Source organism: Pseudomonas sp. 21, assembly GCF_000955805.1.
GTDB lineage: Bacteria > Pseudomonadota > Gammaproteobacteria > Pseudomonadales > Pseudomonadaceae > Pseudomonas.
In genome coordinates, this window is sequence record NZ_JYOA01000007.1 from 258,531 (window position 1) to 282,378 (window position 23,848).

General features: G+C 67.2%; 23 protein-coding genes. 11 read left to right on the forward strand and 12 right to left on the reverse strand.

The features are described from left to right. The first annotated feature begins 344 nt into the window (after positions 1-344). Positions 345-842, forward strand: a complete 498-nt coding sequence (locus UB43_RS16670; protein WP_045213083.1) for a hypothetical protein — start codon at positions 345-347, stop codon at positions 840-842. A 120-nt stretch (positions 843-962) separates the two neighbouring features. Further along, entirely contained in the window at positions 963-1,415 is a 453-nt protein-coding gene (locus UB43_RS16675; RefSeq protein ID WP_045213084.1) for a glycine zipper domain-containing protein, read from the forward strand. A 45-nt stretch (positions 1,416-1,460) separates the two neighbouring features. Here UB43_RS16675 and UB43_RS16680 read toward each other — a convergent pair whose 3' ends face one another. Next, on the reverse strand, positions 1,461-2,012 hold the full coding sequence (locus UB43_RS16680) for a DUF2087 domain-containing protein (protein ID WP_045213085.1): 552 nt from the start codon (positions 2,010-2,012) through the stop codon (positions 1,461-1,463). A gap of 277 nt (positions 2,013-2,289) precedes the next feature. Between UB43_RS16680 and UB43_RS16685 the strand changes: the two genes are divergently transcribed. Then, complete coding sequence (locus tag UB43_RS16685) at positions 2,290-2,655, forward strand: hypothetical protein (RefSeq protein ID WP_052969555.1); 366 nt, start codon at positions 2,290-2,292, stop codon at positions 2,653-2,655. 99 nt (positions 2,656-2,754) lie between these two features. Here UB43_RS16685 and UB43_RS16690 read toward each other — a convergent pair whose 3' ends face one another. The 3 genes from UB43_RS16690 to UB43_RS16700 form a co-directional block, all read right to left on the reverse strand. After that, positions 2,755-3,189 carry a thioesterase family protein gene (locus UB43_RS16690; protein ID WP_045213088.1) on the reverse strand — a complete coding sequence of 145 codons (435 nt, stop codon included), beginning with the start codon at positions 3,187-3,189 and terminating at the stop codon, positions 2,755-2,757. A 7-nt stretch (positions 3,190-3,196) separates the two neighbouring features. Then, the gene (locus UB43_RS16695) at positions 3,197-4,354 is read right to left on the reverse strand and encodes an iron-containing alcohol dehydrogenase (protein ID WP_045213090.1); all 1,158 of its coding nucleotides are present in this window, start codon (positions 4,352-4,354) and stop codon (positions 3,197-3,199) included. Between the two features lie 255 nt (positions 4,355-4,609). Continuing rightward, positions 4,610-5,404 (reverse strand): thymidylate synthase, encoded by a 795-nt coding sequence (locus tag UB43_RS16700; protein ID WP_045213093.1) that lies wholly within the window; start codon positions 5,402-5,404, stop codon positions 4,610-4,612. Between the two features lie 210 nt (positions 5,405-5,614). Between UB43_RS16700 and UB43_RS16705 the strand changes: the two genes are divergently transcribed. The 7 genes from UB43_RS16705 to UB43_RS16735 all read left to right on the forward strand — a co-directional run bounded on the left by UB43_RS16705 (position 5,615) and on the right by UB43_RS16735 (position 12,673). Next, positions 5,615-6,121 (forward strand): sugar dehydrogenase complex small subunit, encoded by a 507-nt coding sequence (locus tag UB43_RS16705; protein WP_045213095.1) that lies wholly within the window; start codon positions 5,615-5,617, stop codon positions 6,119-6,121. Between the two features lie 2 nt (positions 6,122-6,123). Then, positions 6,124-7,713, forward strand: a complete 1,590-nt coding sequence (locus UB43_RS16710; RefSeq protein ID WP_045214157.1) for a GMC family oxidoreductase — start codon at positions 6,124-6,126, stop codon at positions 7,711-7,713. After that, a complete protein-coding gene (locus UB43_RS16715; RefSeq protein WP_045213097.1) occupies positions 7,710-8,990 on the forward strand; it encodes a cytochrome c in 1,281 nt (426 codons plus the stop codon). The genes UB43_RS16710 and UB43_RS16715 overlap by 4 nt, the downstream gene beginning before the upstream one ends. A gap of 111 nt (positions 8,991-9,101) precedes the next feature. Beyond that, a complete protein-coding gene (locus tag UB43_RS16720; RefSeq protein WP_156160433.1) occupies positions 9,102-11,510 on the forward strand; it encodes a tetratricopeptide repeat protein in 2,409 nt (802 codons plus the stop codon). Between the two features lie 90 nt (positions 11,511-11,600). Then, positions 11,601-11,918, forward strand: a complete 318-nt coding sequence (locus UB43_RS16725) for a DUF2388 domain-containing protein (RefSeq protein WP_045213099.1) — start codon at positions 11,601-11,603, stop codon at positions 11,916-11,918. Positions 11,919-12,029: 111 nt separating this feature from the next. Next, positions 12,030-12,356, forward strand: coding sequence for a DUF2388 domain-containing protein (locus tag UB43_RS16730; RefSeq protein WP_045213102.1), 327 nt, complete (start codon positions 12,030-12,032; stop codon positions 12,354-12,356). Between the two features lie 95 nt (positions 12,357-12,451). Then, positions 12,452-12,673, forward strand: coding sequence for a hypothetical protein (locus UB43_RS16735; protein WP_045213104.1), 222 nt, complete (start codon positions 12,452-12,454; stop codon positions 12,671-12,673). A gap of 188 nt (positions 12,674-12,861) precedes the next feature. On the opposite strand, the gene gcvP is transcribed toward UB43_RS16735, so the two are convergent. The 4 genes from gcvP to UB43_RS16755 form a co-directional block, all read right to left on the reverse strand. After that, positions 12,862-15,738: an aminomethyl-transferring glycine dehydrogenase gene (gene gcvP / locus UB43_RS16740; protein ID WP_045213106.1), complete on the reverse strand. Its 2,877-nt coding sequence runs from the start codon at positions 15,736-15,738 to the stop codon at positions 12,862-12,864. Positions 15,739-15,814: 76 nt separating this feature from the next. Beyond that, entirely contained in the window at positions 15,815-16,204 is a 390-nt protein-coding gene (gcvH, locus tag UB43_RS16745) for a glycine cleavage system protein GcvH (RefSeq protein WP_045213109.1), read from the reverse strand. A 66-nt stretch (positions 16,205-16,270) separates the two neighbouring features. Further along, positions 16,271-17,353 carry a glycine cleavage system aminomethyltransferase GcvT gene (gcvT, locus tag UB43_RS16750; RefSeq protein ID WP_045213111.1) on the reverse strand — a complete coding sequence of 361 codons (1,083 nt, stop codon included), beginning with the start codon at positions 17,351-17,353 and terminating at the stop codon, positions 16,271-16,273. A 112-nt stretch (positions 17,354-17,465) separates the two neighbouring features. Further along, positions 17,466-19,085 carry an iron ABC transporter permease gene (locus UB43_RS16755; RefSeq protein ID WP_045213113.1) on the reverse strand — a complete coding sequence of 540 codons (1,620 nt, stop codon included), beginning with the start codon at positions 19,083-19,085 and terminating at the stop codon, positions 17,466-17,468. 176 nt (positions 19,086-19,261) lie between these two features. Between UB43_RS16755 and UB43_RS16760 the strand changes: the two genes are divergently transcribed. After that, positions 19,262-19,600 (forward strand): hypothetical protein, encoded by a 339-nt coding sequence (locus tag UB43_RS16760; RefSeq protein ID WP_156160434.1) that lies wholly within the window; start codon positions 19,262-19,264, stop codon positions 19,598-19,600. A 16-nt stretch (positions 19,601-19,616) separates the two neighbouring features. Here UB43_RS16760 and UB43_RS16765 read toward each other — a convergent pair whose 3' ends face one another. From UB43_RS16765 to ubiH, 4 genes are all read right to left on the reverse strand, one after another. After that, the gene (locus UB43_RS16765; protein WP_045213119.1) at positions 19,617-20,618 is read right to left on the reverse strand and encodes an extracellular solute-binding protein; all 1,002 of its coding nucleotides are present in this window, start codon (positions 20,616-20,618) and stop codon (positions 19,617-19,619) included. 290 nt (positions 20,619-20,908) lie between these two features. Further along, positions 20,909-22,126: a 2-octaprenyl-3-methyl-6-methoxy-1,4-benzoquinol hydroxylase gene (locus tag UB43_RS16770; RefSeq protein WP_045213122.1), complete on the reverse strand. Its 1,218-nt coding sequence runs from the start codon at positions 22,124-22,126 to the stop codon at positions 20,909-20,911. 50 nt (positions 22,127-22,176) lie between these two features. Next, entirely contained in the window at positions 22,177-22,659 is a 483-nt protein-coding gene (locus tag UB43_RS16775; RefSeq protein WP_045213125.1) for a DUF4442 domain-containing protein, read from the reverse strand. A 4-nt stretch (positions 22,660-22,663) separates the two neighbouring features. After that, positions 22,664-23,848: a 2-octaprenyl-6-methoxyphenyl hydroxylase gene (ubiH, locus tag UB43_RS16780; protein WP_045213127.1), complete on the reverse strand. Its 1,185-nt coding sequence runs from the start codon at positions 23,846-23,848 to the stop codon at positions 22,664-22,666.

Consider the following 23,848-nt stretch of genomic DNA (forward strand, 5'->3'; position numbering starts at 1 on the left):
TCATGGCCCACTCCTGCAAGGGGATTTCGTGCGCGCAGGAAAATGCCGCCCTGCGAAAAATTCGTTGGATTGGCGTCACATCAGAAAGGGATGAAGGGTAAACTCGGAAGGACCAGGGCTTTCTTCGTGAAAAGCCATCATTTCAATGGCCATTTGTGAGAAAAACACACCACAAATGGAACCCTGGAATAATACTCAGACCGCCCAAAATCGAAAAAGTTCTGACCATAAATCAAATACTTGCAATATTTGATGAAAGTCGTGTTACTCGTCGGAACCCCCTTGTCAGAGCCTTCGCACGAACCGAGGATCGCTTCCAACATCCCCACAGAGAGATCCTCTCTATGAAGTACTCCTCGATGCTCCTGTTGTCTCTTGCGCTGGTCGGTGGCACCGCCTTCGCGGACGGCGACACCCGTGCCGGCGTCGGTGGCGCCCTGGGCGGGGTATTGGGTTCGGTCATCGGCCAGTCGGTCGGTGGCAGCACCGGCGCCGCCATTGGTAGTGGTCTGGGCGGTGCGGCCGGTGGCGCGGTCGGTGCCCGCCACGGCAACAAGACGGAAGCCGCCATCGGCGGCGGCCTGGGCGCAGCCGGCGGCCAGGTGATCGGCAACAAGATGGGCGGCACCACCGGTGGCCTGATCGGCGCGGCCCTGGGCGGCGGCGCGGGCGGCGCACTGGGCAACCATTACGCCGACAACAATCGTGACGACGATGACGACTACCGCGGCTACCGTCGCGCTCGCTATGACGACCATCGTCACTACGATCGCCGCTGGCACGACAACGGTCGCCACCGTGGCTGGTACAAGCACAAGCACCACCGTCGCGACTGGGATTGATTTGCGGCATAGCAACCGCGATCAGTCCACGGAAACGACGACTGACAGCCGGGCCTGATTGCCCGGCTGTTTTGTGTGCGGGACAATTCTCCCGATAATTCCTACATTCAGGTTCGCAACATGCGCAAGACTCTTTCTGTTCTGGCACTGGCCCTGCTGGCCAGCCATGCCGTGGCCGACGACACCAAATCCGCCATTGGTGGCGGTGTCGGTGGCGCCCTCGGCAACGTGGTCGGCGGCGCCCTGGGCGGCTCCACCGGCGCGGCCATCGGTGCTGGCGTAGGCGGTGCAGCTGGCGGCGCGATGGGCGCGAAGAACGGCAACAAGACCGAGGCAGCCATCGGTGGCGGCCTGGGTGCGGCCGGCGGCTCGGTCATCGGCAACAAGGTCGGCGGCTCCACCGGCAGCGCCATCGGCGCGGGCCTGGGTGGTGCAGCCGGCGGCGCGCTGGGTAACCACATGGCCGACAAGAACAACGACGACGATCACCACAGCAGCGGCCACAGCCACAACAAGGGCAAAGGCCACTACAAGCACAAACACAAGCATCACGACGACAACAACGATCAGTGATGCCGTGCTGAAGCAAGAGCCCGCCTTTCGGCGGGCTCTTTCGTTTCAGGCCTGAAGTCCGGCCGCCGACGGCAACACCGAGAGCAGCGCGCCCAGCTCGGCCGGTGGACGCCGCTCGATACGCCGGTACTCGCCGCCATCCTCGGTGCGTGCGAGCCAACCGCCGTCCACCAGTGCCCTTCGCAGCAGCAGGTGGTCGCCCAGACACTCCTGGGCGCGCAGCCGTTCATTGAGTTCCTTCTCGCTCCAGCGCTGCCGCGCCGGCAATCGCGACCACAGCACCCAGAGACAGGCCTCCCGGTGGCTGTGCTTCTTCGGCCAGCGTTGCAGGCTGCCGGCGTCGTCGAAGTAGCGCCGCCATTGCTCAACGCGGCGGAAATCCACCACCGCCTCGGGCCCGGCTTCACGCACTAGCCGAGTCTCGGCCTGGTGGCTGGCGCGCAGCGCCTGGTAGTTGCGGAAGCCCACCGCGCGGGCGAGCAGGTTGAGCATTTCGACATGACCGGGGCGCTCGGGCGATTCGTCGAGCTGGCGCGCCAGCGATTTCGCCAGGGCGGAGATGTCGGGGGCGTGGTAGGGCAAGCGTTGCCTGGACACAGTGCAATCCTCGTTGCGTGCCAAGACCTCGCGCAGGAGGTTATCGGGGGTCGCCGTATTCCGATGCGGCACTGGGAAAGTGTGTCGGATCGTCAAAAGTGCGGGGAACCGCGCGGCAGGTTTAGCGCTCTCCATACGGAGGCGGCGACGCCTGGGTGAACTGCCGACCGGCGGCCAGCATAGGCCGGACGTGACACCCGGGACAAGCCCCCCGAGTCATCCCGCGAGACTGGTATAGGCTTGCCGGGGAGGGATCACTGCCGACAAGGAGTTACTCGTGAAAGCTCTTGCTGCCGCCGGACTGCTGCTGACGTTTTGCGCCGCGCAGACCGCGCACGCCGGGGACTGGCAGGTCTGCCAGCTGGAAGTGGAGATCACCGGAGCACTGAAGCTGCCCGTGCGCGGCCTGGAAGGCCGGGTCGCGTCATCCAAGCCGCGCTCGGCGGGCACCGAGTGCCCGAGCCCGGGCGAGGTCATCGCCTTCGAACCGGAAAGCGCCGACTGGCAGAGCCGCATTCCGCGCCAGCACTGGCCTTCGGCCGGGCAACGGGTGTGGATGCGCTACCAGTACCTGGACGGCGTCTGCAAGGGCGACGGCAACAGCCGGCCATGCCGGATCGAGCATTATCCGATGGGCTGGTGACGCAACCGCTGTAGGAGCGAGCTTGCTCGCGAACAATCCCTGCATCGAGAGCTGCCGGGAAATCCGTTCGCGAGCNNGCTCGCTCCTACGAAGAGCAGGTCAGCCGCGCACCAGCACTTCCATCGCCTCGCGCAGCGGCGCCGGAATCGACACCGGCCGGTTGCTCGCCCGATCCACGAAGACATGCACGAACTTGCCCGCCGCACAGGCCAGCTCATCGCCCTCGCGGAAGATCGCCAGTTCGTACTGCACCGAGCTGTTGCCCAGCTTGCCGACCCGCAGGCCGACCTCGATGCGCTCGGGGAAGGCCACCGGCGCGAAGTAGTCGCAGCTCGAACTGACCACGAAGCCCACCACGTCGCCGTCGTGGATATCCAGGCCGCCGCGCTCGATCAGGTAGGTGTTCACCGCCGTGTCGAAGAAGCCGTAGTAGGTCACGTTGTTCACGTGGCCGTAGATGTCGTTGTCGTGCCAGCGGGTGGTGATCGGCTGGAAGTGCGCGTAGTCGGCGCGGCTGGGGTGCTGTTCGCTCATCGGGTTCTCAGAAGGCGGCTCGGTAGATGGCCAGCGCGTCGCTCTCGCTGACTTCGCGGGGATTATTCACCAGCAGGCGCTGCTGCAACATCGCATCGGCGGCCAGGCGCGGCAGGCTGCCTTCCGGCACACCGGCATCACGCAGGCGCGACGGCAGGCCGCTGCGCGGGCTGAGGTCGGCCAGTTCGGCGATGAACTGCTCGGTGCGGTCGGCATCGCTGCGCAGGCGCTCGCCCAGCAGCAGCGGCGCCAGCTCGGCATAGAGCGGGCCGGCATTGGGCGCATTGAAGCGGATCACCTCCGGCAGCACCAGCGCATTGCTCAGGCCGTGGGGAATGTGGAAGTGCCCGCCCAGCGGGTAGGCCAGCGCGTGCACGGCGGCCACCGGAGCGTTGGCGAAGGCCTGGCCGGCCAGGCAAGCGCCCAGCAGCATGGCCTGGCGCGCCTCGCGGTTGCGGCCGTTGTGTACGGCTTCGTCGAGGTTCAGCGCCAGCAGGCGCAGGGCCTCGCGGGCCAGCAGGTCGGACAGCGGGTTCTTCTTCAGCTTGCTGGTGTAGGCCTCGATGGCGTGGACCATGGCGTCGATGCCGGTGGCGGCGGTGACCGCCGGCGGCAGGCCGAGGGTGAGGTCGGCGTCGAGCACGGCCAGGTCCGGCAGCAGGTGCGGGCTGACCACGCCCATCTTGGTGGTCTCGCCGGTGGTGACGATGGCGATGGGTGTCACTTCCGAGCCGGTGCCGGCGGTGGTCGGCACCTGGATCAGCGGCAGGCGCGGGCCGCGGGCGTTGCCGACCCCGAAGACATCCTTCAGGCCTTGTGTCGCCAGCGGGTGGGCCAGCAGCGCGACCAGCTTGGCGACATCCATCGAACTGCCGCCGCCGAAGCCGACCACCAGCTGCGCGGCCATTCGACGCGCCTGGTCAGAGGCTTCCAGCACGATGCTTTCCGGCGGGTCGGCCAGCACCTGGTCGAACACTTCCACCGCCACGCCGGCCGCGGCGAAGCCCGGCAGCACACCGTCGAGCATGTTCAGGCGGGTGATGCCGGGGTCGGTGACGATGAGCACGCGCTGGGCGCCGCGCTCGCGGCAGAGCTCACCCAGGCGGGCGGCGGAACCACTTTCGCAGAGGATCTGCGCCGTGGTGGCGAAGCTGAAAGGCTGCATGACGGTCCCCGGTCTTGTCGTTGTACTGCGGAAAATCCGTAGGCCGCTGCTTGGCGGCCAGCCGGGGCAGCATAGCAATGCGATGCGGCTTCATGGAACCCCGTACCGCCAGGCGAAACAGTCATTCACCAGATGAATGGAAAGGTACGTTTCACCCAGGAGCGTAGGAGCGGACTTTGTCCGCTCCTACGCAATCAGCCCCGCAGAAACGAAAAAGGCCGGCATTGCGCCGGCCTTTGCTTCGTCGAGGACAGGTCAGACAGCGACCGGTGCCTTGATGTGCGGGTGGGCTTCGTAGCCGACCAGTTCGAAGTCCTCGAAGCGGAAGTCGAACAGGTCCTTCACTTCGGGGTTGATCTTCATGGTAGGCAGCGGCAGCGGCTGGCGGGTCAGCTGCAGGTCGGTCTGCTCCAGGTGGTTGGCGTACAGGTGGCAGTCGCCGCCGGTCCAGATGAATTCTCCGGGCTGCAGCCCGGCAACCTGCGCGACCATCAGGGTCAGCAGCGCATAGCTGGCGATGTTGAAGGGCACGCCGAGGAAGATGTCGGCCGAGCGCTGGTACAGCTGGCAGCTGAGCTTGCCGTCGGCGACATAGAACTGGAACAGCGCGTGGCAGGGCGGCAGGGCCATCTCGTCGATCAGCGCGGGGTTCCACGCGGAGACGATCAGGCGGCGCGAGTCCGGGTTGTTCTTCAGCATCTGCATCAGGTTGGCGATCTGGTCGATGTGGCGGCCGTCCGGCGCCGGCCAGGAGCGCCACTGGTAGCCGTAGACCGGGCCCAGGTCGCCGTTCTCGTCGGCCCATTCGTCCCAGATCGAGACGCCGTTTTCCTTCAGGTAGGCGATGTTGGTCGAACCTTTGAGGAACCACAGCAGCTCATGGACGATCGATTTGAGGTGGCACTTCTTGGTGGTCACCAGCGGGAAGCCTTCGGCGAGGTCGAAGCGCATCTGGTGGCCGAACACGCTGTAGGTGCCGGTGCCGGTGCGATCGCTCTTGAAGGTGCCATGTTCGCGCACGTGGCGCATGAGGTCGAGGTACTGTTTCATCGCTGCGGTTTCACCCAAAAGCCGGTCGGTGAGGCTCTGCGGCGCGGCTCCTGGGTGGGCCGCCGGCAGAACCAATCGCCCGGCAGAATCTGAACAAGCGGCAATACTAAGGGGCTGGGCAAGGTATCGCCACCCTGGCCGACCAATACCCGATTCAAGCGGCGACAGACCGCGCTCCCCAACCGTTCGCCTGTTGCAAGAGAGGTCGTCATGTCCGAGGCACAGCTGCCCGCCTTCCCCCTTTCACGTCGCCGCCTGCTGGCGGTGGCCTGCGCCAGCGCCGCCCTCGGCAGTGTGCTGCTCAGCCCCGCCGCGCGCACCTGGGCCGCGCTGACGCCCCAGGCCGAGCAGGAGCTGGAAGGTTTCATGACCCTGTCCCAGCGCCTCACCGGGCGCAGCAACCTCGACCCGCGCATCGGCCAGCGCCTGTTCCAGGCCCTGGCGCAGCGCGACACTGCGCTCAAGCAGAGCCTGGCCGAGCTGCTCGAGCGCCTGGGCGACGCCCCGGACAGCTGGAACGAGCGCCAGCAGTGGCTGGCCCGGCAGATTCTCGGCGGCTGGTACCTGGGCCAGATTGGCGATGACACTAGCGCCACGGTCGTCACCTACGAGCAGGCGCTGATGTTCCGCGCCGTGGACGATGTACTGGTGATCCGCAGCTACTGCCCGAACAAGCCGGGCTTCTGGGCGGCGCAGCCCACCGAGCGGGGGGCATGAGCATGGCCGAGACGCAACGCGCGGATTTCGTGGTGGTAGGCTCCGGTGTGGCCGGCGCCCTGGTCGCCCATCAGCTGGCCCTGGCCGGCAAGGACGTGCTGATCCTCGAAGCCGGACCGCGCATGGGGCGCTGGGAGATCGTCGAGCGCTTCCGCAACCAGGCGGACAAATCCGATAACCAGGCGCCCTACCCGTCCAGCCCGTACGCGCCGCATCCGCAGTTCAAGCCGGACAACCACTACCTGATCCAGAAGGGCGAACACCCCTACGACGTGCAGTACATCCGTGCCGTCGGCGGCACCACCTGGCACTGGGCGGCATCCGCCTGGCGCTTCCTGCCCAACGATTTCAAGCTGCTCAGCCTCTACGGCGTGGGCCGCGACTGGCCCATCGAATACGCCGAGCTGGAGCCCTGGTACCAGCGGGCCGAAGAGGAACTGGGCGTCTGGGGCCCCGGCGACGAGGAACTCGATTCGCCGCGCAGCCAGCCCTACCCGATGCCGCCGTTGCCGCTCTCATGGAACGAGCAGCGCATCAAGACCCTGCTCAACGCCAACGGCTACCGCGTGGTCACCGAACCGGTGGCGCGCAACAGTCGGCCCTACGACGGCCGGCCGACCTGCTGCGGCAACAACAATTGCATGCCCATCTGCCCCATCGGTGCGATGTACAACGGCGTCGTCCACGTCGAGAAGGCCGAGGCCGCCGGCGCGCGGCTGATCGAGAACGCCGTGGTGTTCAAGCTGGAAAAGGGCGACGGCGGCAAGATAGTCGCGGCGCTGTACAAGGACCCGCAGGGCAACGAAGTGCGCGTGGAGGGCGACACCTTCATCCTCGCCGCCAATGGCATCGAGACGCCCAAGCTGATGCTGATGTCCGAGGTCGGCAACAGCTCGGACATGGTCGGCCGCAACCTCATGGACCACCCCGGCACCGCCGTGCAGTTCTATGCCGACGAGAAGCTCTGGCCGGGCCGCGGGCCGCAGGAGATGACCTCCATGGTGGGTTTCCGCGACGGCGCCTTCCGCAGCGAGTACGCGTCGAAGAAGATCCACCTGTCCAACCTTTCGCGCACCGACCAGGTGGCCGCCGAGCTGATCCGCCACGGGCCGCTGCTGCTGGGCCATGACCTGGAGGCGAAGATTCGCGACCGCGCCGCGCGCTTCGTGCGCTTCGACAGCTTCCACGAAATCCTCCCGCACCCGGAGAACCGCATCGTGCCCAGCGCCACCGAGCGCGATGCAGCGGGCATTCCCAAGCCCGAGTTCACCTATGCGATGGACGACTACGTGCGCAAGAGCGCGGTGCACACCCGCGAGGTCTACGCCCACGCGGCCAGGCTGCTCAATGGCGAGGAAGTGAAGTACGACGACAGCTTCGCCAACAACAACCACATCACCGGCACCGTGCTGATGGGCGCGGACCCGAAGGACTCGGTGGTGGACGCCCAGTGCCGCAGCCACGACCACCCCAACCTGTTCATCGCCAGCAGCGGCGTGATGCCCACCGTCGGCTCGGTGAACTGCACCCTGACCATTGCCGCCCTGGCCCTGCGCCTGGCCGAGCACCTGAAGCGGGAGGCCAAGGCATGAAGCGTCTGATCCTGCTCGCCCTGCTCGCCGCGCCCCTGGTCTCGCACGCCGCCAAGGCCCTCGATCCCGCCCCGCAGGAGCTGCTGCAACGCGGCGAATACCTGGCCCGCGCCGGCGACTGCGCGGCCTGCCATACCGTACCGGGCGGCAAACCCTTCGCCGGCGGCCTGCCGCTGGCCACGCCGCTGGGCGCGGTGTACTCCACCAACATCACCCCCGATCCGAAGACCGGCATCGGCAGCTACAGCTACGACGACTTCGCCCGCGCCGTGCGCGAAGGCGTGGCCAAGGGTGGCACCCGGCTCTACCCGGCGATGCCCTACACCGCCTACTCGAAGATCACCGACGAGGACATGAAGGCGCTCTACGCCTGGTTTCTCGAAGGCGGCGTGCAGGCAGTCGCGCAGCCCAACCAGGATTCCGACATCACCTGGCCGCTGGACATGCGCTGGCCGCTGGCGATCTGGAACCTGCTGTTCCACGACGACGCGGTCTACCAGAACAACCCGAAGCAGAGCCCGGCCTGGAACCGTGGCGCCTATCTGGTCCAGGGCCTGGCCCACTGCGGCACCTGCCACACGCCGCGCGGCATGGCGTTCCAGGAGAAGGCCACGGACGAGCACGGCACCGGTTTCCTCGCCGGCGCCGCACTGGGCGGCTGGTACGCCTTCAACATCACTCCCGACACCCACAGCGGCATCGGCGGCTGGAGCGACGCGGAGATCGTCCAGTACCTCAAGACCGGCCGCGTACCGGGCAAGGCACAGGCCGCCGGCCCCATGGCCGAGGCGGTGCAGCACAGCTTCCAGTACATGACCGACGCCGACCTGCAGGCCATCGCCAGCTATCTGCGCAGCGTGCCGGAGGTCAGCGATGGCGAACGCAAGGCGCGCTTCGCCTGGGGCGAGCCGGCGGACGATGTGGTCACCTTGCGCGGCCAGGACTTCACCGCACAGAAGCACGACGATGGTGCGCGCCTGTACCTGGGCAATTGCGCCAGCTGCCACTCCTGGAGCGGCGAAGGGGTGCGGGACGGCTACTACCCGATGCTGCTGAAGAACAGCGCCGTGGGCGCCCTGCAGCCGGACAACCTGGTACAGGTGGTGCTCGGCGGCGTGCACCGCAAAGTGGGCAACGAAGACGTGTTCATGCCCGGCTTCGCCGGCACGCTGAACGACGAGCAGATCGCCACGCTGGTGAACTACCTCACCGCGCAGTTCGGCAATCCCGACGTGAAGGTCGACAGCGCAAGGGTCGCCGAGATTCGCCAGCCCTGATGTACCCATGGTGGCGGGCCGCCAGCCCACGAGGAAGGTAGCCCGCCCGCGTTGACAGCTCCCACCGGCTCGCGGAAGCTCCGTTACCCACGGAGTCGCCGCGGAAAATGGATGTCCATGCCTCACAAGACCAAGAAGCCTCGCCCCGCTGCTCCCGTCGCCACGCAGCCCACCGGGTTTCGTCGTACCTGGATCGCCGCCGTCGCCGGGGTTCTGCTCCTGGCCACCATCGGAGCCTGGGTCTGGGTCGAGCAGGACAATGGCGTGCAACTGCCCAGCGGCCATCCACCGATCCCGGCCACCACGCCCAAGGCTGCTGCCCCGACGCCGGCAGCGCAGCCGGCACAACTGGTCGACGAATCCACCTGCTCCGGCTGCCACCAGGCGCAGCTCAAGGACTGGCAGGGCTCCCACCACCAGCAGGCCATGAAGCCGGCCACCGAAGGCAATGTGCTGGGCGACTTCGAGGGCGTCACCTTCAAGGGCGATACCGAGACCAGCCGCTTCTTCCGCAAGGGCGGCGAGTACTGGGTCAACACGCCCGGCGCCGACGGCAAGCCGGCGGACTTCAAGGTGGCCTACACCTTCGGCTTCGAACCGCTGCAGCAGTATCTCCTCGAGTACCCAGGCGGCCGCCTGCAGGCCCTCGGCGTCGCCTGGGATAGCCGCAAGCACCAGTGGTTCCAGCTGATGCCCGGCCAGCGCATCGACTTCAAGGACGAACTGCACTGGACCCGCCCCGCGCAGAACGCCAACTTCATGTGCGTCGAGTGCCACACCACCGGTTTCAAGCGCAATTACGACGCGACGACCGACAGCTTCGCCAGCCACTGGAACAGCCTCGGGGTCGGCTGCCAGGCCTGCCACGGGCCGGCGTCCAAGCACCTGGAATGGGCGCAGAAGCCCGACCGCAACGCCACCAGGGGCTTCGATGTGCCGCTGCAGAATGCCAGCCAGAGCACCATCGTCGAGACCTGCGCGCGCTGCCACGCCCGCCGTGCGCCACTGGGCGACGGCTACCAGAACAACCACCGTTTCATGGACGACTACCTGCCCAGTACCCTGACCCGCGAGCTCTACGAGATCGACGGCAAGATCAAGGACGAGGTCTTCGAGTGGGGCTCCTTCACCCAGAGCAAGATGTTCGCCAAGGGCGTGCAGTGCACCGACTGCCACAACCCCCACAGCGGCGAGCTGAAGGCGCCGGGCAACGGTGTCTGCCTGCAATGCCACAACACCGCCGGCAAGGCGGTGCGCCCGCAGATCGACGGCAAGGGCCTGCAGGCGAAGAACTACGACTCCCCCGAGCACCATCACCACCAGCCCGGCAGCGCCGGCGCGCAGTGCACCTCGTGCCACATGCCGGGGCGCTACTACATGGTCAACGACTACCGCCACGACCACGGCTTCACCCTGCCCAATCCCGCGCACGCGCGGCGCATCGGTGCACCGGATGCCTGCCTGGCCTGCCACAAGGACACCCCGGCGAAGAAGATCAGCGACCAGTTCCGCCAGTGGTACGCCAGTGAATTGCCGGCCAAGGCCAACGCCTCCAGCAACCCCGTTCCGCGCTATGACGACACCCTGTGGAAAGCCCGCGGCGGCAAACCCGGCGCCTCCCGCGCGCTGCACCTGCTGCTGGCGTCGCCCGAGCTACCGGCGATCCGCCGCGCCACGCTGCTGGCCGAGCTGCCCAGCTATCCCAGCCAGCGCTCGCTGGAACTGGCGGCGCTGGCCCTGAAGGACGCCGATCCGCAGGTACGCACCGCAGCCATCAACGTGCTCCTTCCGCTCGCCAACGGCCCGCAGCAGGCCATGGTATTGCCGACCCTGCTGGCACCGCTGCTGTCCGATCCGGTCCGCGCCGTCCGCATCGCCGCGGCCTGGCAACTGGCGCAACTGCCGCCACAGGCCCTTTCCGGCCTCGACGCCGCACTGGCCAAAGGCCTGGGCGAGTACGAGGAGGTGCAGAACGACCTGAGCGAACGCGCCGAGGCGAACCTCAACCTCGCCATGCTCTACCAGCGCACCAACCGGCCGGAAAAGGTGGAGCCCGCCTTGCGCGCCGCCATCGCGCGCAACCCGGCCTTCCTGCCGGCCACGGTCACCCTGATCCAGTGGCTGGAGGCCAGCGGGCGCCAGGAGGACGCTCGCCAGTTGCTCGATGAAGCCCTGCGCCAGAACCCTGCGTCCGGGCTGCTGCATCACGTCAAGGCCCTGTCCCTGGTACGCCAGGGGCAGCGTCCGCAGGCATTGAAGGAGCTGCGTGAAGCGGTACGCCTGGCCCCGGAGGACGACCAGTTCCGCTATGTGCTGGCCATCGCCCTGCATGACAGCGGAGATGCCGACGGCGCCTGCCACGAGCTGGAGGCCCTGCTGCAGAAACACCCGGCCAACCGCGCAGCACGCCTGGTGCTGATCGATTACCTGCGCGAATCCGGGCAGTTCCAGAAGGTGCAGCAATTCACGGCGGAGCTGGAGCAGCAGAACCCGGACGATCCGTCGCTGAAGCGCGAGTGACGGCTCCGGCAGCAGACATTTCCGACGACAGGAGGGAACCGCGGAATATTCCGACGCTCTGAGTGGCGCGCAATCACTCAAGGAACCATCATGCGTCGCCGTTTTGTCCCTGCTGTCGTAGCCCTCACCCTGCTCCCCCTCACCTGTGCCATGGCCGAAGATCGCGACTTCTGGCGCTCGGTCCTGACCTCCGGCGCCACCACCGCTTCGAGCTACCTGACCAGCCGTGACGACCACAAGCTGATCGGCCCGGCCCAGGACGACGCCGCCAGCTTCATCGCCACCGACGGCGCCATCCGTGGCCCCTACCTGGAAGCCACGCTGCAGCAGATGCGCAGCGCCGACCCGGCCCTGGCGCAAGCCAGCGACGCCGAGCTGGCCTCGGCGATCCTCGCCGCCCAGCGCTGATCGAAACGGTCTGCGTGGGCGACCGCTCGCGCAGACCGTCGCAGGAAAGTTGGAACTCCCGCCAGCCGCCGCGCCTCTCACCTGTACACGGACCTTGCGGAGGTGTACCCGATGCGTACCGCGAAACTGGCCACAGCCTTTGCCCTGATCGCCCTGCCCGTTGCCTCGGCCATGGCCGACGGCGACTTCTGGCGCGACGTCATCTCGTCCGGCGCCACCACGGCGTCGACCTACCTGACCTTCAAGCACGACAAGCTGATAGTCGCCGCCCAGGACGATGCGAGCGCCTTCGTCGCCAGTGACGGCGCCATCCGCGGCCCCTACCTGGAAGCCGCCCTCACCCGCCTGCGCAGCGACGACGCCGCCCTGCAGGACCGCAGCGACATGGAACTGGCCAACGCCATTCTCGTCCGTCGCGATGACGCACCCGCCCAGTGATACCCAGCGGCGCGGCCCGTGGCGCTTGCCGCGAGCCAAGCCGGCGGGCCGCGGCTGTGCTCTACTGACACTCCAATTCCGACACGGAGTGTCCCATGAACGATCCCATCCAGCCGCTGAAGATCACCCTGATCCTGCTGATCGTCAGTGAAGGCTTCTGGCTGCTCAGCCGCCTGCTCAGCGTGGTCGGCCTGGAGATCTATTCGCTGCTGCCCTCGGCGCTCTACAACCTGATCGGCATGCTCAGCAACGTGCTGATGATCCTGCTGTTCGTGTTCCTGATCCGCCTGATCGGGCGGTTGCAGCTGAAGCCCTGAAGCCCTCTGCCGGACCAAGCCGATCGCGGACGGAGTCCGCTCCCACGCTGGAATGAACCTGTAGGAGCGAGCTTGCTCTCGAACCCTCCCGGCTCCGGCGCCGCCAGGAAATCCGTTCGCGAGCAAGCTCGCTCCTACGAAAAACAAAAAAGCCGCCCGAAGGCGGCTTTTTCAGTTCAACGCACCGCTCATTCGCGGTAATCGTCCACCGGCACGCAGGCGCAGAACAGGTTGCGGTCGCCGTAGACGTTGTCCACGCGGTTCACCGCCGGCCAGTACTTGAAGGCGCGGGTGTGCTCGGTCGGGGTCACCGCTTCGGCGATCTGGTAGGGGCGGTCCCACAGCCCGGTGACGTCCGCCAGGGTGTGCGGCGCGCGCTTGAGCGGGTTGTCCTCGGCCGGCCATTCGCCGGTCTCGACCTTGGCGATCTCCGCGCGGATCGACAGCATCGCCTCGATGAAGCGGTCCAGCTCGTGCTTGGACTCGCTCTCGGTGGGCTCCACCATCAGCGTGCCGGGCACCGGGAAGGACATGGTCGGCGCGTGGAAGCCGTAGTCCATCAGGCGCTTGGCCACGTCTTCCTCGCTGATCCCGGTCTGCGCCTTGAGCGGGCGCAGGTCGAGGATGCACTCGTGGGCGACGCGCTCGTTGCGGCCACGGTAGAGCACCGGGAAGGCGCCATCGAGCTGCTGCGCGAGGTAGTTGGCGTTGAGGATCGCCACTTCGGTGGCGTCGGCCAGCTGCGGGCCCATCATGGCGATGTACATCCAGCTGATCGGCAGGATGCTGGCGCTGCCCCAGGGCGCGGCGCTGACCGCGCCGTTGAGCGGGTTCGGGCCTTCGATGCGGATCACCGGGTGGTTGGCGACGAAGGGCGCGAGGTGCTTCTTCACGCCGATCGGGCCCATGCCCGGGCCGCCACCGCCGTGGGGAATGCAGAAGGTCTTGTGCAGGTTCATGTGCGACACGTCGGCGCCGATGTCCGCCGGACGCGCCAGGCCGACCTGGGCGTTGAGGTTGGCGCCGTCCATGTAGACCTGGCCGCCGTGGCCGTGGATGACCTCGCAGATTTCGCGGATGCCTTCTTCGTACACCCCGTGGGTGGACGGGTAGGTGATCATCAGGCAGGACAGCTGCTCGCCGGCTTCGGCCGCCTTGCGCTTGAGGTCCTCCATGTCGACGTTGCCGCCCTTGTCGCACTCGACGATGACCACGCGCATGCTCGCCATGATCGCCGAGGCCGGGTTGGTGCCGTGGGCCGAGGACGGGATCAGGCAGATGTTGCGGTGCGCGTCGCCGCGGCTCTCGTGGTACTTGCGGATCGCCAGCAGGCCGGCGTACTCGCCCTGGGCACCGGAGTTGGGCTGCATGCAGATGGCATCGAAACCAGTGATCGCGCAGAGCCAGCTTTCCAGCTCCTCGATCATCAGGCGGTAGCCCTCGGCCTGCTCGCGCGGCACGAAGGGGTGCAGGGTGGCGAATTCCGGCCAGGTGATCGGGATCATCTCGCTGGTGGCGTTGAGCTTCATGGTGCAGGAGCCCAGCGGGATCATCGACTGGTTCAGCGCCAGGTCCTTGCCCTCGAGCTGGCGCAGGTAGCGCAGCATCTCGGTTTCGCTGTGGTGGCGGTTGAACACCGGGTGGCTCAGGTAGCCGCTGCTGCGTTGCAGGTCGGCGGGGATGCCCTCGGCGACCTTGCCGGCGTCGAGCTGGGCGACATCCAGGCCGTGGCCGGCGCCGAGGACGATGTCGAACAGGCTGGCGAGGGTCTCGGCGCTGGTGGTTTCGTCCAGGCTCACACCCAGGCGGTCCTCGCCGACGATGCGCAGGTTCACGCGGGCGGCGCGGGCGCGCTCGACGATGGCCTGCTGGCCGGCGCCGACGTCCAGGGTCAGGGTGTCGAAGAAGTGCTGGTTGACGACCTTCACGCCCTTGGCGGTCAGGCCGGCGGCCAGCACGGAAGTCAGGCGGTGCACGCGCTGGGCGATGCGCTTGAGGCCCTGCGGGCCGTGGTACACGGCGTACAGGCTGGCGATGTTGGCCAGCAGCACCTGCGAGGTGCAGACGTTGGAGTTGGCCTTCTCGCGGCGAATGTGCTGCTCGCGGGTCTGCAACGCCATGCGCAGCGCGGTGTTGCCGCGAGCGTCCTTGGACACGCCGATGATCCGGCCCGGCATGGCGCGCTTGTACTCGTCGCGGCAGGCGAAGAAGGCGGCGTGCGGGCCGCCATAGCCCATGGGCACGCCAAAGCGCTGGGCGCTGCCCAGGACCACGTCGGCGCCCAGCTCGCCCGGCGGAGTGAGCAGCAGCAGCGCGAGCAGGTCGCTGGCGACGCAGGCGATGGCCTGCTGCGCATGCAGGGCGTCGATCACCGCGCGCAGGTCACGGATTTCGCCACGGGTGTCCGGGTACTGCAGCAGCGCGCCGAACACCTGGTGCTGCCCCAGGTTGTCCACCTCGTCGACCACCACGTCGAAGCCGAAGGCTTCGGCGCGGGTCTGCACCACGGAGAGGGTCTGCGGGTGGCAATGCACGTCGACGAAGAACAGGTTGCTCTTGGCCTTGGCCACGCGCTTGGCCAGGGCCATGGCTTCCGCGGCGGCGGTGGCTTCGTCGAGCAGCGAGGCGCTGGCGAGATCGAGGCCGGTGAGGTCGATGGTCATCTGCTGGAAGTTCAGCAGGGATTCGAGACGGCCCTGGGCGATCTCCGGCTGGTACGGGGTGTAGGCGGTGTACCAGCCCGGGTTCTCCAGCACGTTGCGCAGGATCACGGTCGGGGTCAGGGTGCCGTAGTAGCCGGTGCCGATCAGGCTGGTCCACAGCTCGTTCTTCTGCGCGTAGCCCTTCAGCTTGGCCAGCGCACCCTGCTCGTCGAGGGCGGTCGGCAGGTCCAGCGGCCGGTTCAGGCGGATGGCCGGCGGTACCGTCTGCACGATCAGGTCGTCGCGGTTGCCGAGCCCCAGGGTGTCGAGCATGGCTTGCTGCTCGGCGGCGTCTGGGCCCAGGTGACGGGCGAGGAAGGCATCAGGCTGGTGCAGCTGGGAAAGCGAAGGGGTGTTCGACATGGCCACGGTCTCGAAAGGGTCGTTCCCTGAAAAGAACAGGCCCCGACGAGTCGAGGCCTGTGTTTACAGCAGTGTCTTACGCGTCGGCGTCGCTGGCAGCGCGGTAGCCGGCGGCGTCGAGGAGCTTGTCCAGCTCGGCCGGGTTGCTCGGCTTGAGCTTGAAGAACCAGGAACCGTACGGGTCGTTGTTCACTTCTTCAGGGGTGTCGGCCAGCACGTCGTTGACGGCGATGACTTCGCCACCCACCGGGGCGTAGATGTCCGAGGCGGCTTTCACCGACTCGACCACACCGGCTTCCTGGCCGGCGGCAAGGGTCTTGCCCACTTCCGGCAGTTCGACGAAGACCACGTCGCCCAGGGCTTCCTGGGCGTGGTCGGAGATGCCCACGGTGACGGTACCGTCGGCTTCCAGGCGCGCCCACTCGTGGCTGGCGGCGTAACGCAGGTCGGCGGGGATATTGCTCATCTTGTTGTTCCTCGAGGACTGGACGACGGGCGGCGACGCCGCACCATGCAAGTTAGATCATGCAATTTAGATCAGGGCTTTGCCATGACGCACGAAATTCGGTTGAACGACGCGGACCGGGTACCATTTGCCGCGGATTTCCACCTCGGCGCGGTCACCGGTGGCCGCCGGCACACGGGCCAGGGCGATGGATTTGCCGAGCGTCGGGGAAAAGCTGCCGCTGGTGATCTCGCCTTCGCCGATACCGGCGACGCGAACGACCTGGTGGGCGCGCAGTACGCCGCGCTCTTCCAGCACCAGGCCGACCAGCTTGGGCGCATCGCCGGCGGCTTTCTGCGCTTCCAGGGCCTTGCGGCCGATGAAGTCGCGGCCTTCGGGTTCCCAGGCGATGGTCCAGCCCATGTTGGCAGCCAGCGGGGTGACGTCTTCGTCCATGTCCTGGCCGTAGAGGTTCATCCCGGCTTCCAGGCGCAGGGTATCGCGCGCGCCCAGGCCCGCCGGGGCGATGCCGGCGCCGACCAGATCGTTGAGGAAGCCTTGTGCCTCGACGGCCGGCAGCATGATTTCCAGCCCGTCCTCGCCGGTGTAGCCGGTGCGGGCGATGAACCAGTCACCGTCTGCCTTGCCCTGGAAGGGCTTGAGTTCGCGGATCAGCGCGGCGCGCGAGGGCGTGACCAGTTCGGCGGTCTTCTCGCGGGCATTCGGGCCCTGGACGGCGAGCATCGCCAGGTCCGGACGTTCGGTCAGGGTGACGTCGAAGCCTTCGGTATGCGCCTGCATCCAGGCCATGTCCTTGTCGCGGGTGGAGGCGTTGACCACCACGCGGTAGCCATACACGCCGAGGTAGACGATGAGGTCGTCGACCACCCCGCCACGCTCGTTGAGCATGCCGCTGTACAGCGCCTTGCCCGGAACCTGCAAACGTTCGACATCGTTGGCCAGGAGTCGCTGCAGGTATTCCTTGGCCTGCGGACCGGTGACGTCGACCACGGTCATGTGGGAAACGTCGAACACGCCGCAATCGCGACGTACCTGGTGGTGCTCTTCGACTTGCGAGCCATAGTGCAACGGCATGTCCCAACCGCCGAAATCGACGATCTTGGCGCCGAGGGCGACGTGCAAATCATAGAGCGGCGTGCGCTGTCCCATGGGTGTTCTCCTTCCGGGCGAGGCGGGTGCGGAGCGCGAGTACGGCCCGCACGAAACGCGCGCATTGTAGTCGCATGGCCGGACTCTGGACAGCTTGTCCGACGGCCGATTCTCAGGGCCGCACAGAACCGGTCGGTCGCGCCGAGCGACGGATCAGCCCGATCACCGGGAACAATCCCACCAGCACCAGCGTCAGCGCCGGTAGCGCGGCGCGCGCCCACTCGCCTTCGCTGGTCATCTCGAAGACGCGCACGGCCAGGGTGTCCCAGCCGAACGGACGCATCAGCAGGGTCGCGGGCATCTCCTTGAGCACGTCGACGAACACCAGCAGCGCGGCGCTCAAGGCTCCCGGCACCAGTAGCGGCAGGTAGACGCGGAGGAACAACCCGGCTCCGCCGACGCCCAGGCTGCGGGACGCTTCCGGCAGCGAAGGTCGAATTCTCGCCAGCGCACCTTCTAGCGGGTTATAGGCCACCGCCATGAAACGGATCAGGTAGGCGACCAGCAGCGCCCCGAGGCTGCCCAGCAGCAAGGGCTTGCCGGCGCCACCCAGGGCGCTGGACAGCGGGATCACCGCCTGGTTATCCAGCCAGCTGAAGGCCAGCATGATCGCCACTGCCAGCACCGAGCCGGGCAGCGCATAGCCGAGGTTGGAAATACCCACCGCCGAGCGCACCGCGGGTGTTGGCGACAGCCGCCGGGCGAAGACCAGCAACAGCGCGACGGACACCGTGATCAGCGCCGCGAAGCCGCCCAGGTACAGGCTGTGGAGGATCAGCCCCCAGTAGCGCTCGTCGAGGTCGAAACGTCCCTTCTGCCAGACCCACACCACCAGTTGCAGCACCGGGATGACGAAGGCGCAGGCGAATACCAGCAGACACCAGGCGCTGGCGGCGAAGGCCTTCCAGCCATGCAGCCGATACAGCGCCGCGCCGCGCGGGCGCTCGTTGGGCACGCCGCTGCGGCCGCGACTGTAGCGCTCGCCCAGCAACACCAGCATGACGAACAGCAGCAGCAGGCTGGCCAGCTGGGTGGCGCTGGAGAGGCTGTAGAAGCCGTACCAGGTCTTGTAGACGGCGGTGGTGAAGGTGTCGAAGTTGAACACCGAGACGGTGCCAAAATCCGCCAGGGTCTCCATGATCGCCAGCGCCAGCCCGGCGCCGATGGCTGGCCGCGCCATGGGCAGGGCGACGCGCCAGAAGGCCGCCAGGGGCGACAGGCCGAGCACCCGCGCGGCCTCCATCAGCCCGCGCCCCTGGGCGAGGAAGGCGGTGCGCGCGAGCAGGTAGACGTAGGGGTAGAAGACCAGCACCAGCACCGTGATCACCCCGCCGGTGGAGCGCACGCGCGGCAGCCGCAGGCCGCTGCCGAACCATTCGCGCAGCAGCGTCTGCACCGGGCCGGAGAAATCCAGCAGGCCGACGAAGACGAACGCCAGCACATAGGCCGGCACCGCGAAGGGCAGCATCAGCGCCCAGTCCAGCCAGCGCCGGCCGGGGAACTCGCAGAGGCTGGTGAGCCAGGCAAGGCTGACGCCCAGCACGGTCACGCCTACGCCTACGCCGGCCACCAGCACCAGGGTGTTACCCAGCAGGCGCACCATCTGGGTTTCCCACAGGTGCGACCAGATTTCGCGGTCGATTTCCGCCCAGCTCAGCAGCAGGACACTGATGGGCAGCAAAACCAGGGCGGCGACGGCAAAGGTGATGGGGGTCCAGCGGTGGGTGCGCATGCGTTGCGTTATTCCAGGAGATCAGCCGGTGTTCGCAGGAAAATTCGCCGAAGAATTGACGGAAACTTCCCTCATTGGTATCGAATTCGCCTGATCCTCATGCGACAGGGATAAAGCTCAAGCTAGTGCGGTCGAATCCGCCACTTTGCCATTCCAACCTGCCAAGGAAAAAGCCCATGTCCTCCCCTCGCCCTCTCTGCGGACTGCTGCTTCTGACACTGTGCGGCGCCGTTCAGGCCGACGAGCCCACTCCCATGGAAGCCTGCCTGCAGATGGCAATGACGCGCCTGGCCGAGAATCCGCAAGTCCAGGAGCGCTGGCAGCAGACCTGGGTGGAGCCATCGTCGATCCGCGAAGAAGCCTACGACGGCGAGGTGGACGGGCAGCACGCCAGCAAGCGCCTGACCGCCCAACTGCGCCGCGGCGACCAGTCGGACGGCCAGTTCATCTGCCTGCTGGCGGAGAACGGCAAGGCGCTTTCAGTGGATCACAAGGGCGACGCCGACAGCCAGTAAGGCGCCGGCGCTTCCATCAGTTCCAGCCGGCGCGGTCCATCAGTTTGATCGCTTCGGCCTGGCGCTTGCCGGCGATTTCCACCGGAATGCTGTCGGCCTTGAACTCACCCCAGGCGGCCACTTCCTGCGACGGCGCCACCTTCGGGTTGGCCGGGAATTCCTGGTTGATGCCGGCGAACAGCGCCTGGGCGTCCGCGCCGGTCATCCACTCCACCAGCTTCTTCGCGGCTTCCGGGTGCGGTGCGTACTTGGTCAGGCCGATGCCCGACAGGTTGACGTGCACGCCACGGTCGCCCTGGTTCGGCCAGAACAGCTTCACCGGCAGTTGCGGATTGTCCTTGTGCATGCGGCCGTAGTAGTAGGTGTTGACGATGCCGACGTCGCACTGCCCGGCGGCGATGGCCTGCAGCAGCGCGTTGTCGTCGGAGAACACGTCGGTGGCCAGGTTGTTCACCCAGCCCTGGAGAATCTGCTCGGTCTTCTGCGCGCCGTGGGTCTCGATCAGGGTGGCGGTCAGCGACTGGTTGTAGACCTTCTTCGCGGTGCGCAGGCACAGGCGACCTTCCCATTTCGCATCGGCCAGTTCCTCATAGGTCGACAGTTCCTCGGGCTTCACCCGCTGGGTCGAATAGGCAATGGTCCGCGCGCGCAGCGACAGGCCGGTCCAGCTGTCGGTTCCGGAGCGGTACTGCGGCGGGATGTTCGCGTCCAGGGTCGGCGAATCGAAGGGCTGCAGGATACCCATCTTCTCGGCCTGCCAGAGGTTGCCGGCGTCCACGGTGAGCAGCAGGTCGGCCGGGGTGTTGGCGCCCTCGGCCTTGATCCGCGCCATCAGCGGCGCTTCCTTGTCGGTGATGAACTTGATCTTCACCCCGGTGGCCTGGGTGTAGGCGTCGAACACGGGTTTGATCAGCTCGTCGATGCGCGAGGAATAGACCACCACTTCGTCGGCGGCCTGGGCCGTGCTACCGAAGGCGGCCAGCAGGAGGGTGGCGATAAGACCTTTGCGCGCGAGCATGAGCGTGTCCTTTGCGGAGAAGAAATCCCGCAAATGATAAGGAACCTCATTTGCTGCTGAGGGGCGCGTTTGTGTCGGGGTGTTTCGGGAGGGTGTGGTTTGGGGTCGCGGGATGGATAGCTGCTCGGGAAACGCCCCTCACCCCCGCCCTCTCACAGAGGGAGAGGGAGCTGTTCGGCACTGCAGATATCACGGAGTCAGCCGGCAATCTCTAAACGACCAGTTCGCGCCGATCGGTCCCCTCTCCCTTTGGGAGAGGGTTAGGGTGAGGGGGCCGCAGGCCGCCTTGGCTAGACCCGCGCCAACCCCGGCAAATCCCCCGACAGCCCCAGCGCCTGGCGCACGAACACGCCCTTGGCCTCATGGTGCTTGTCCACCAGCCGCAGCCCGGCGTTACGTAGCCAGCGTACCGCCAGCGGGTCGGCCTGGAACAGGCGCTGGAAGCCTTCCATCGCCGCCATCATGGCCAGGTTGTGCGGCATGCGACGACGTTCGAAGCGGCTCAGCACGCGTTCCTCGGCGATGTTCTCGCCACGAGCGTGGGCATGCTCGATCACCTCGGCGAGCACCGCGGCATCCAGGAAGCCCAGGTTCACGCCCTGCCCGGCCAGCGGGTGGATGGTGTGCGCGGCGTCGCCGATCAGCGCCAGCCCCGGCTCCACATAGCGCTTGGCGTGGCGCTGGCGCAGGGGGATGCACAGCCGGCGATCGGCGTGTTCGATGGCGCCCAGGCGGTGCTCGAAGGCGAGCCCGAGCGCCTTGCAGAAGCCTTCGTCGTCCAGCGCCATGAGCTTCTCGGCTTGCTCGGGGGTAGTCGACCAGACGATCGAACACCAGTGCGCGTCGCCCTCCTTCGCCAGCGGCAGGAAGGCCAGCGGGCCGTCGTCGGTGAAGCGCTGCCAGGCGGTGGCCTGGTGGGGTTTCTCGACGCGCACGCTGGTGACGATGGCGTGGTGCAGGTAATCCCATTCGCGGGTGGCGCAGCCGGCCAGACGGCGCACGGCGGAATTCGCGCCGTCGGCGGCGACCACCAGCGGCGTACGGATTTCGCGGCCATCGGAAAGGCTCAGCAGCCAGTCGTCGCCGGAGTGCCGCAGTTGTTCCAGGCGCGCATTGGGCAGCAGGCCGAGGGCGGAGTCATGCAGCCGTTCCAGCAGGGCATCCTGCACCACGCGGTTCTCGACGATATGGCCGAGCATCTCGGCATGCACGCTGGCAGCGCTGAAGTGGATCTGCCCGGTGCCGGAGCCGTCCCACACCTGCATCTCGCGGTAAGGTTCGGCGCGACGCGCAGCGATGCCGTCCCAGGCGTGCAGGCGCTGGAGAATCCGCCGGCTGGCCTCGGACAGCGCACTGACGCGCGGCTCGAAAGCTGCTTCGCGGTCGAACGGCTTGACGCTCAGCGGCGAGCCGTCCAGCAGCAGGATATCCAGCCCGCTGCCTTCCAGGGCCAGGGCCAGCGCACTGCCGACCATTCCCGCCCCGACGATTACCAGATCCGCGTGCATGTGCGTTCCTTCTTCAGCGGCCCGCGCAGCGTCGGCGCGGGCATCGAAATTCAAGCGGCCTGCCGCGCGCGCGGCTTGAGCCGGACGTACAGGGTCTTCTGCACCCGCGCCACCAGAGTGCCTTCGCCGTCACGCACTTCGGCGTGCAGGCGCGGCAGGTATTTTTCGCCGCCGGCAGTCTGCTCGCGGATGTCGTCGAGCAGGTGCTGGTCGATATGGAAGTCGGCATACACCGGCCCCTTGCCGGGGCTGACGAATTCGATGTTGGCGGCCTTGTCCCAGACGATGTACTCGCGCCCCAGGTTCTCCATCAGCATCAGCATGAAGAAGGGGTCGGTCATGCTGTACAGGCTGCCGCCGAACTGGGTGCCGACGTAATTGCGGTTGAACAGGTTCAGGCCCATCTTCACGCGGATTTCGCGGAAATCCGCGCTGATGTGGCGCACCCGCACCCCGGCGCCGAGGTACGGCGGGTAGAGGTTCAGGCCAAAGCGCAGCAGGCGGGCGCGGCGGGAGCTTTTGCGAGCGTCCATCGAATCAGACCGGCCGGGCGCCCAGGCCCATGGCCTGGCGGGCAAACCAGCGCTTGGCCGGCGGCAGCAGGTCGAGGCCGAGCAGGCCGATGTTGCGGCCAGTGGCCAGCAACGGCTGGGCATTGGAGAACAGGCGGGTGACGCGGTCGGAGAAACCGACGGTCATCTGCTGGTCCAGGCGCTGGCCGTCCAGGTAGCGCTGCAGCACGGCGAAATCTCCCGGCGCGGCCTCTTCCTGCAACAGGCGATCACCCAGGGCCTTGGCATCGCGCAGCGACAGGTTGAAGCCCTGCCCGGCAATCGGGTGCAGGCTGTGGGCGGCGTTGCCCAGCACGACCAGATGCGGGCGAATCTGCTCATCGGCCTCGGTCAGGCTCAGCGGGTAACCATAGCGCGCGCCAACCTGGCGCAGGGTGCCCAGGCGATAGCCAAAGGCGTCCTGCAACTCGGCGAGGAAGGCCGCGTCAGGCAACTCGCGCAGGCGCTCGGCGTCGTGGCCGATGCGGGTCCAGACCAGTGCACAGCGGTTTTCCGGCAATGGCAGCAGGGCCAGCGGGCCATTCTCGGTGAAACGCTCGAAGGCCTGTCCGCGATGGGCTTCGGACGGGCTGATGTTGGCGATGAGTGCGGTCTGCCCATAGGACGAGGAGCGCACGTTGATGCCCAGTTGCTCGCGCAGGCCGGAGCGGCCGCCGTCGGCCAGCACGGCGAGGTCGCAGTCCAGTTGCGAGTCGTCGTCCAGGGTCAGGCGGTAGCCATCGCCCAGCGCGTCCATCCGCCGTACTTCGGCCGGGCAGCGCCAGCTCACCACGTCCGGGTCGAGCGCATGCCACAGGCATTGGCCGAGCCAGGCGTTCTCCACCACGTAGCCGAGCGCCGGAACGCCCTCTTCCACCGCCGTCAGGCGCGCGGCGCCGAAGCGACCGCGGTCGGAGACGTGGATCTGGGTGATGGGTTCGGCGCGCTGGGCGATCTGCTGCCAGAGCCCCAGGCGCTCGTAGATCTGCCGGCTGCCGAAGGACAGCGCCGAGGAGCGCGCGTCATAGCTGGGCTGGTAGGCATCGCCGGGGGCGAAGGGCTCGATCAGCACGATCTGCCAGCCGCGCGCGCGGGCGCCGGCCTGGAGGATCAGCGCAAGGCTTGCACCGACGAGCCCGCCACCGATGATGGCCAGTTGCGTACGTGGCAT

Coding starts and splice junctions, on each gene's coding strand:
- UB43_RS16670 (WP_045213083.1), top strand. CDS start 345: ATGAAGTACTCCTCGATGCTCCTGTTGTCTCTTGCGCTGGTCGGTGGC.
- UB43_RS16675 (WP_045213084.1), top strand. CDS start 963: ATGCGCAAGACTCTTTCTGTTCTGGCACTGGCCCTGCTGGCCAGCCAT.
- UB43_RS16690 (WP_045213088.1), bottom strand. CDS start 3,189: ATGAGCGAACAGCACCCCAGCCGCGCCGACTACGCGCACTTCCAGCCG.
- UB43_RS16695 (WP_045213090.1), bottom strand. CDS start 4,354: ATGCAGCCTTTCAGCTTCGCCACCACGGCGCAGATCCTCTGCGAAAGT.
- UB43_RS16700 (WP_045213093.1), bottom strand. CDS start 5,404: ATGAAACAGTACCTCGACCTCATGCGCCACGTGCGCGAACATGGCACC.
- UB43_RS16705 (WP_045213095.1), top strand. CDS start 5,615: ATGTCCGAGGCACAGCTGCCCGCCTTCCCCCTTTCACGTCGCCGCCTG.
- UB43_RS16710 (WP_045214157.1), top strand. CDS start 6,124: ATGGCCGAGACGCAACGCGCGGATTTCGTGGTGGTAGGCTCCGGTGTG.
- UB43_RS16715 (WP_045213097.1), top strand. CDS start 7,710: ATGAAGCGTCTGATCCTGCTCGCCCTGCTCGCCGCGCCCCTGGTCTCG.
- UB43_RS16720 (WP_156160433.1), top strand. CDS start 9,102: ATGTCCATGCCTCACAAGACCAAGAAGCCTCGCCCCGCTGCTCCCGTC.
- UB43_RS16725 (WP_045213099.1), top strand. CDS start 11,601: ATGCGTCGCCGTTTTGTCCCTGCTGTCGTAGCCCTCACCCTGCTCCCC.
- UB43_RS16730 (WP_045213102.1), top strand. CDS start 12,030: ATGCGTACCGCGAAACTGGCCACAGCCTTTGCCCTGATCGCCCTGCCC.
- UB43_RS16735 (WP_045213104.1), top strand. CDS start 12,452: ATGAACGATCCCATCCAGCCGCTGAAGATCACCCTGATCCTGCTGATC.
- gcvP (WP_045213106.1), bottom strand. CDS start 15,738: ATGTCGAACACCCCTTCGCTTTCCCAGCTGCACCAGCCTGATGCCTTC.
- gcvH (WP_045213109.1), bottom strand. CDS start 16,204: ATGAGCAATATCCCCGCCGACCTGCGTTACGCCGCCAGCCACGAGTGG.
- gcvT (WP_045213111.1), bottom strand. CDS start 17,353: ATGGGACAGCGCACGCCGCTCTATGATTTGCACGTCGCCCTCGGCGCC.
- UB43_RS16755 (WP_045213113.1), bottom strand. CDS start 19,085: ATGCGCACCCACCGCTGGACCCCCATCACCTTTGCCGTCGCCGCCCTG.
- UB43_RS16760 (WP_156160434.1), top strand. CDS start 19,262: ATGTCCTCCCCTCGCCCTCTCTGCGGACTGCTGCTTCTGACACTGTGC.
- UB43_RS16765 (WP_045213119.1), bottom strand. CDS start 20,618: ATGCTCGCGCGCAAAGGTCTTATCGCCACCCTCCTGCTGGCCGCCTTC.
- UB43_RS16770 (WP_045213122.1), bottom strand. CDS start 22,126: ATGCACGCGGATCTGGTAATCGTCGGGGCGGGAATGGTCGGCAGTGCG.
- UB43_RS16775 (WP_045213125.1), bottom strand. CDS start 22,659: ATGGACGCTCGCAAAAGCTCCCGCCGCGCCCGCCTGCTGCGCTTTGGC.
- ubiH (WP_045213127.1), bottom strand. CDS start 23,848: ATGCCACGTACGCAACTGGCCATCATCGGTGGCGGGCTCGTCGGTGCA.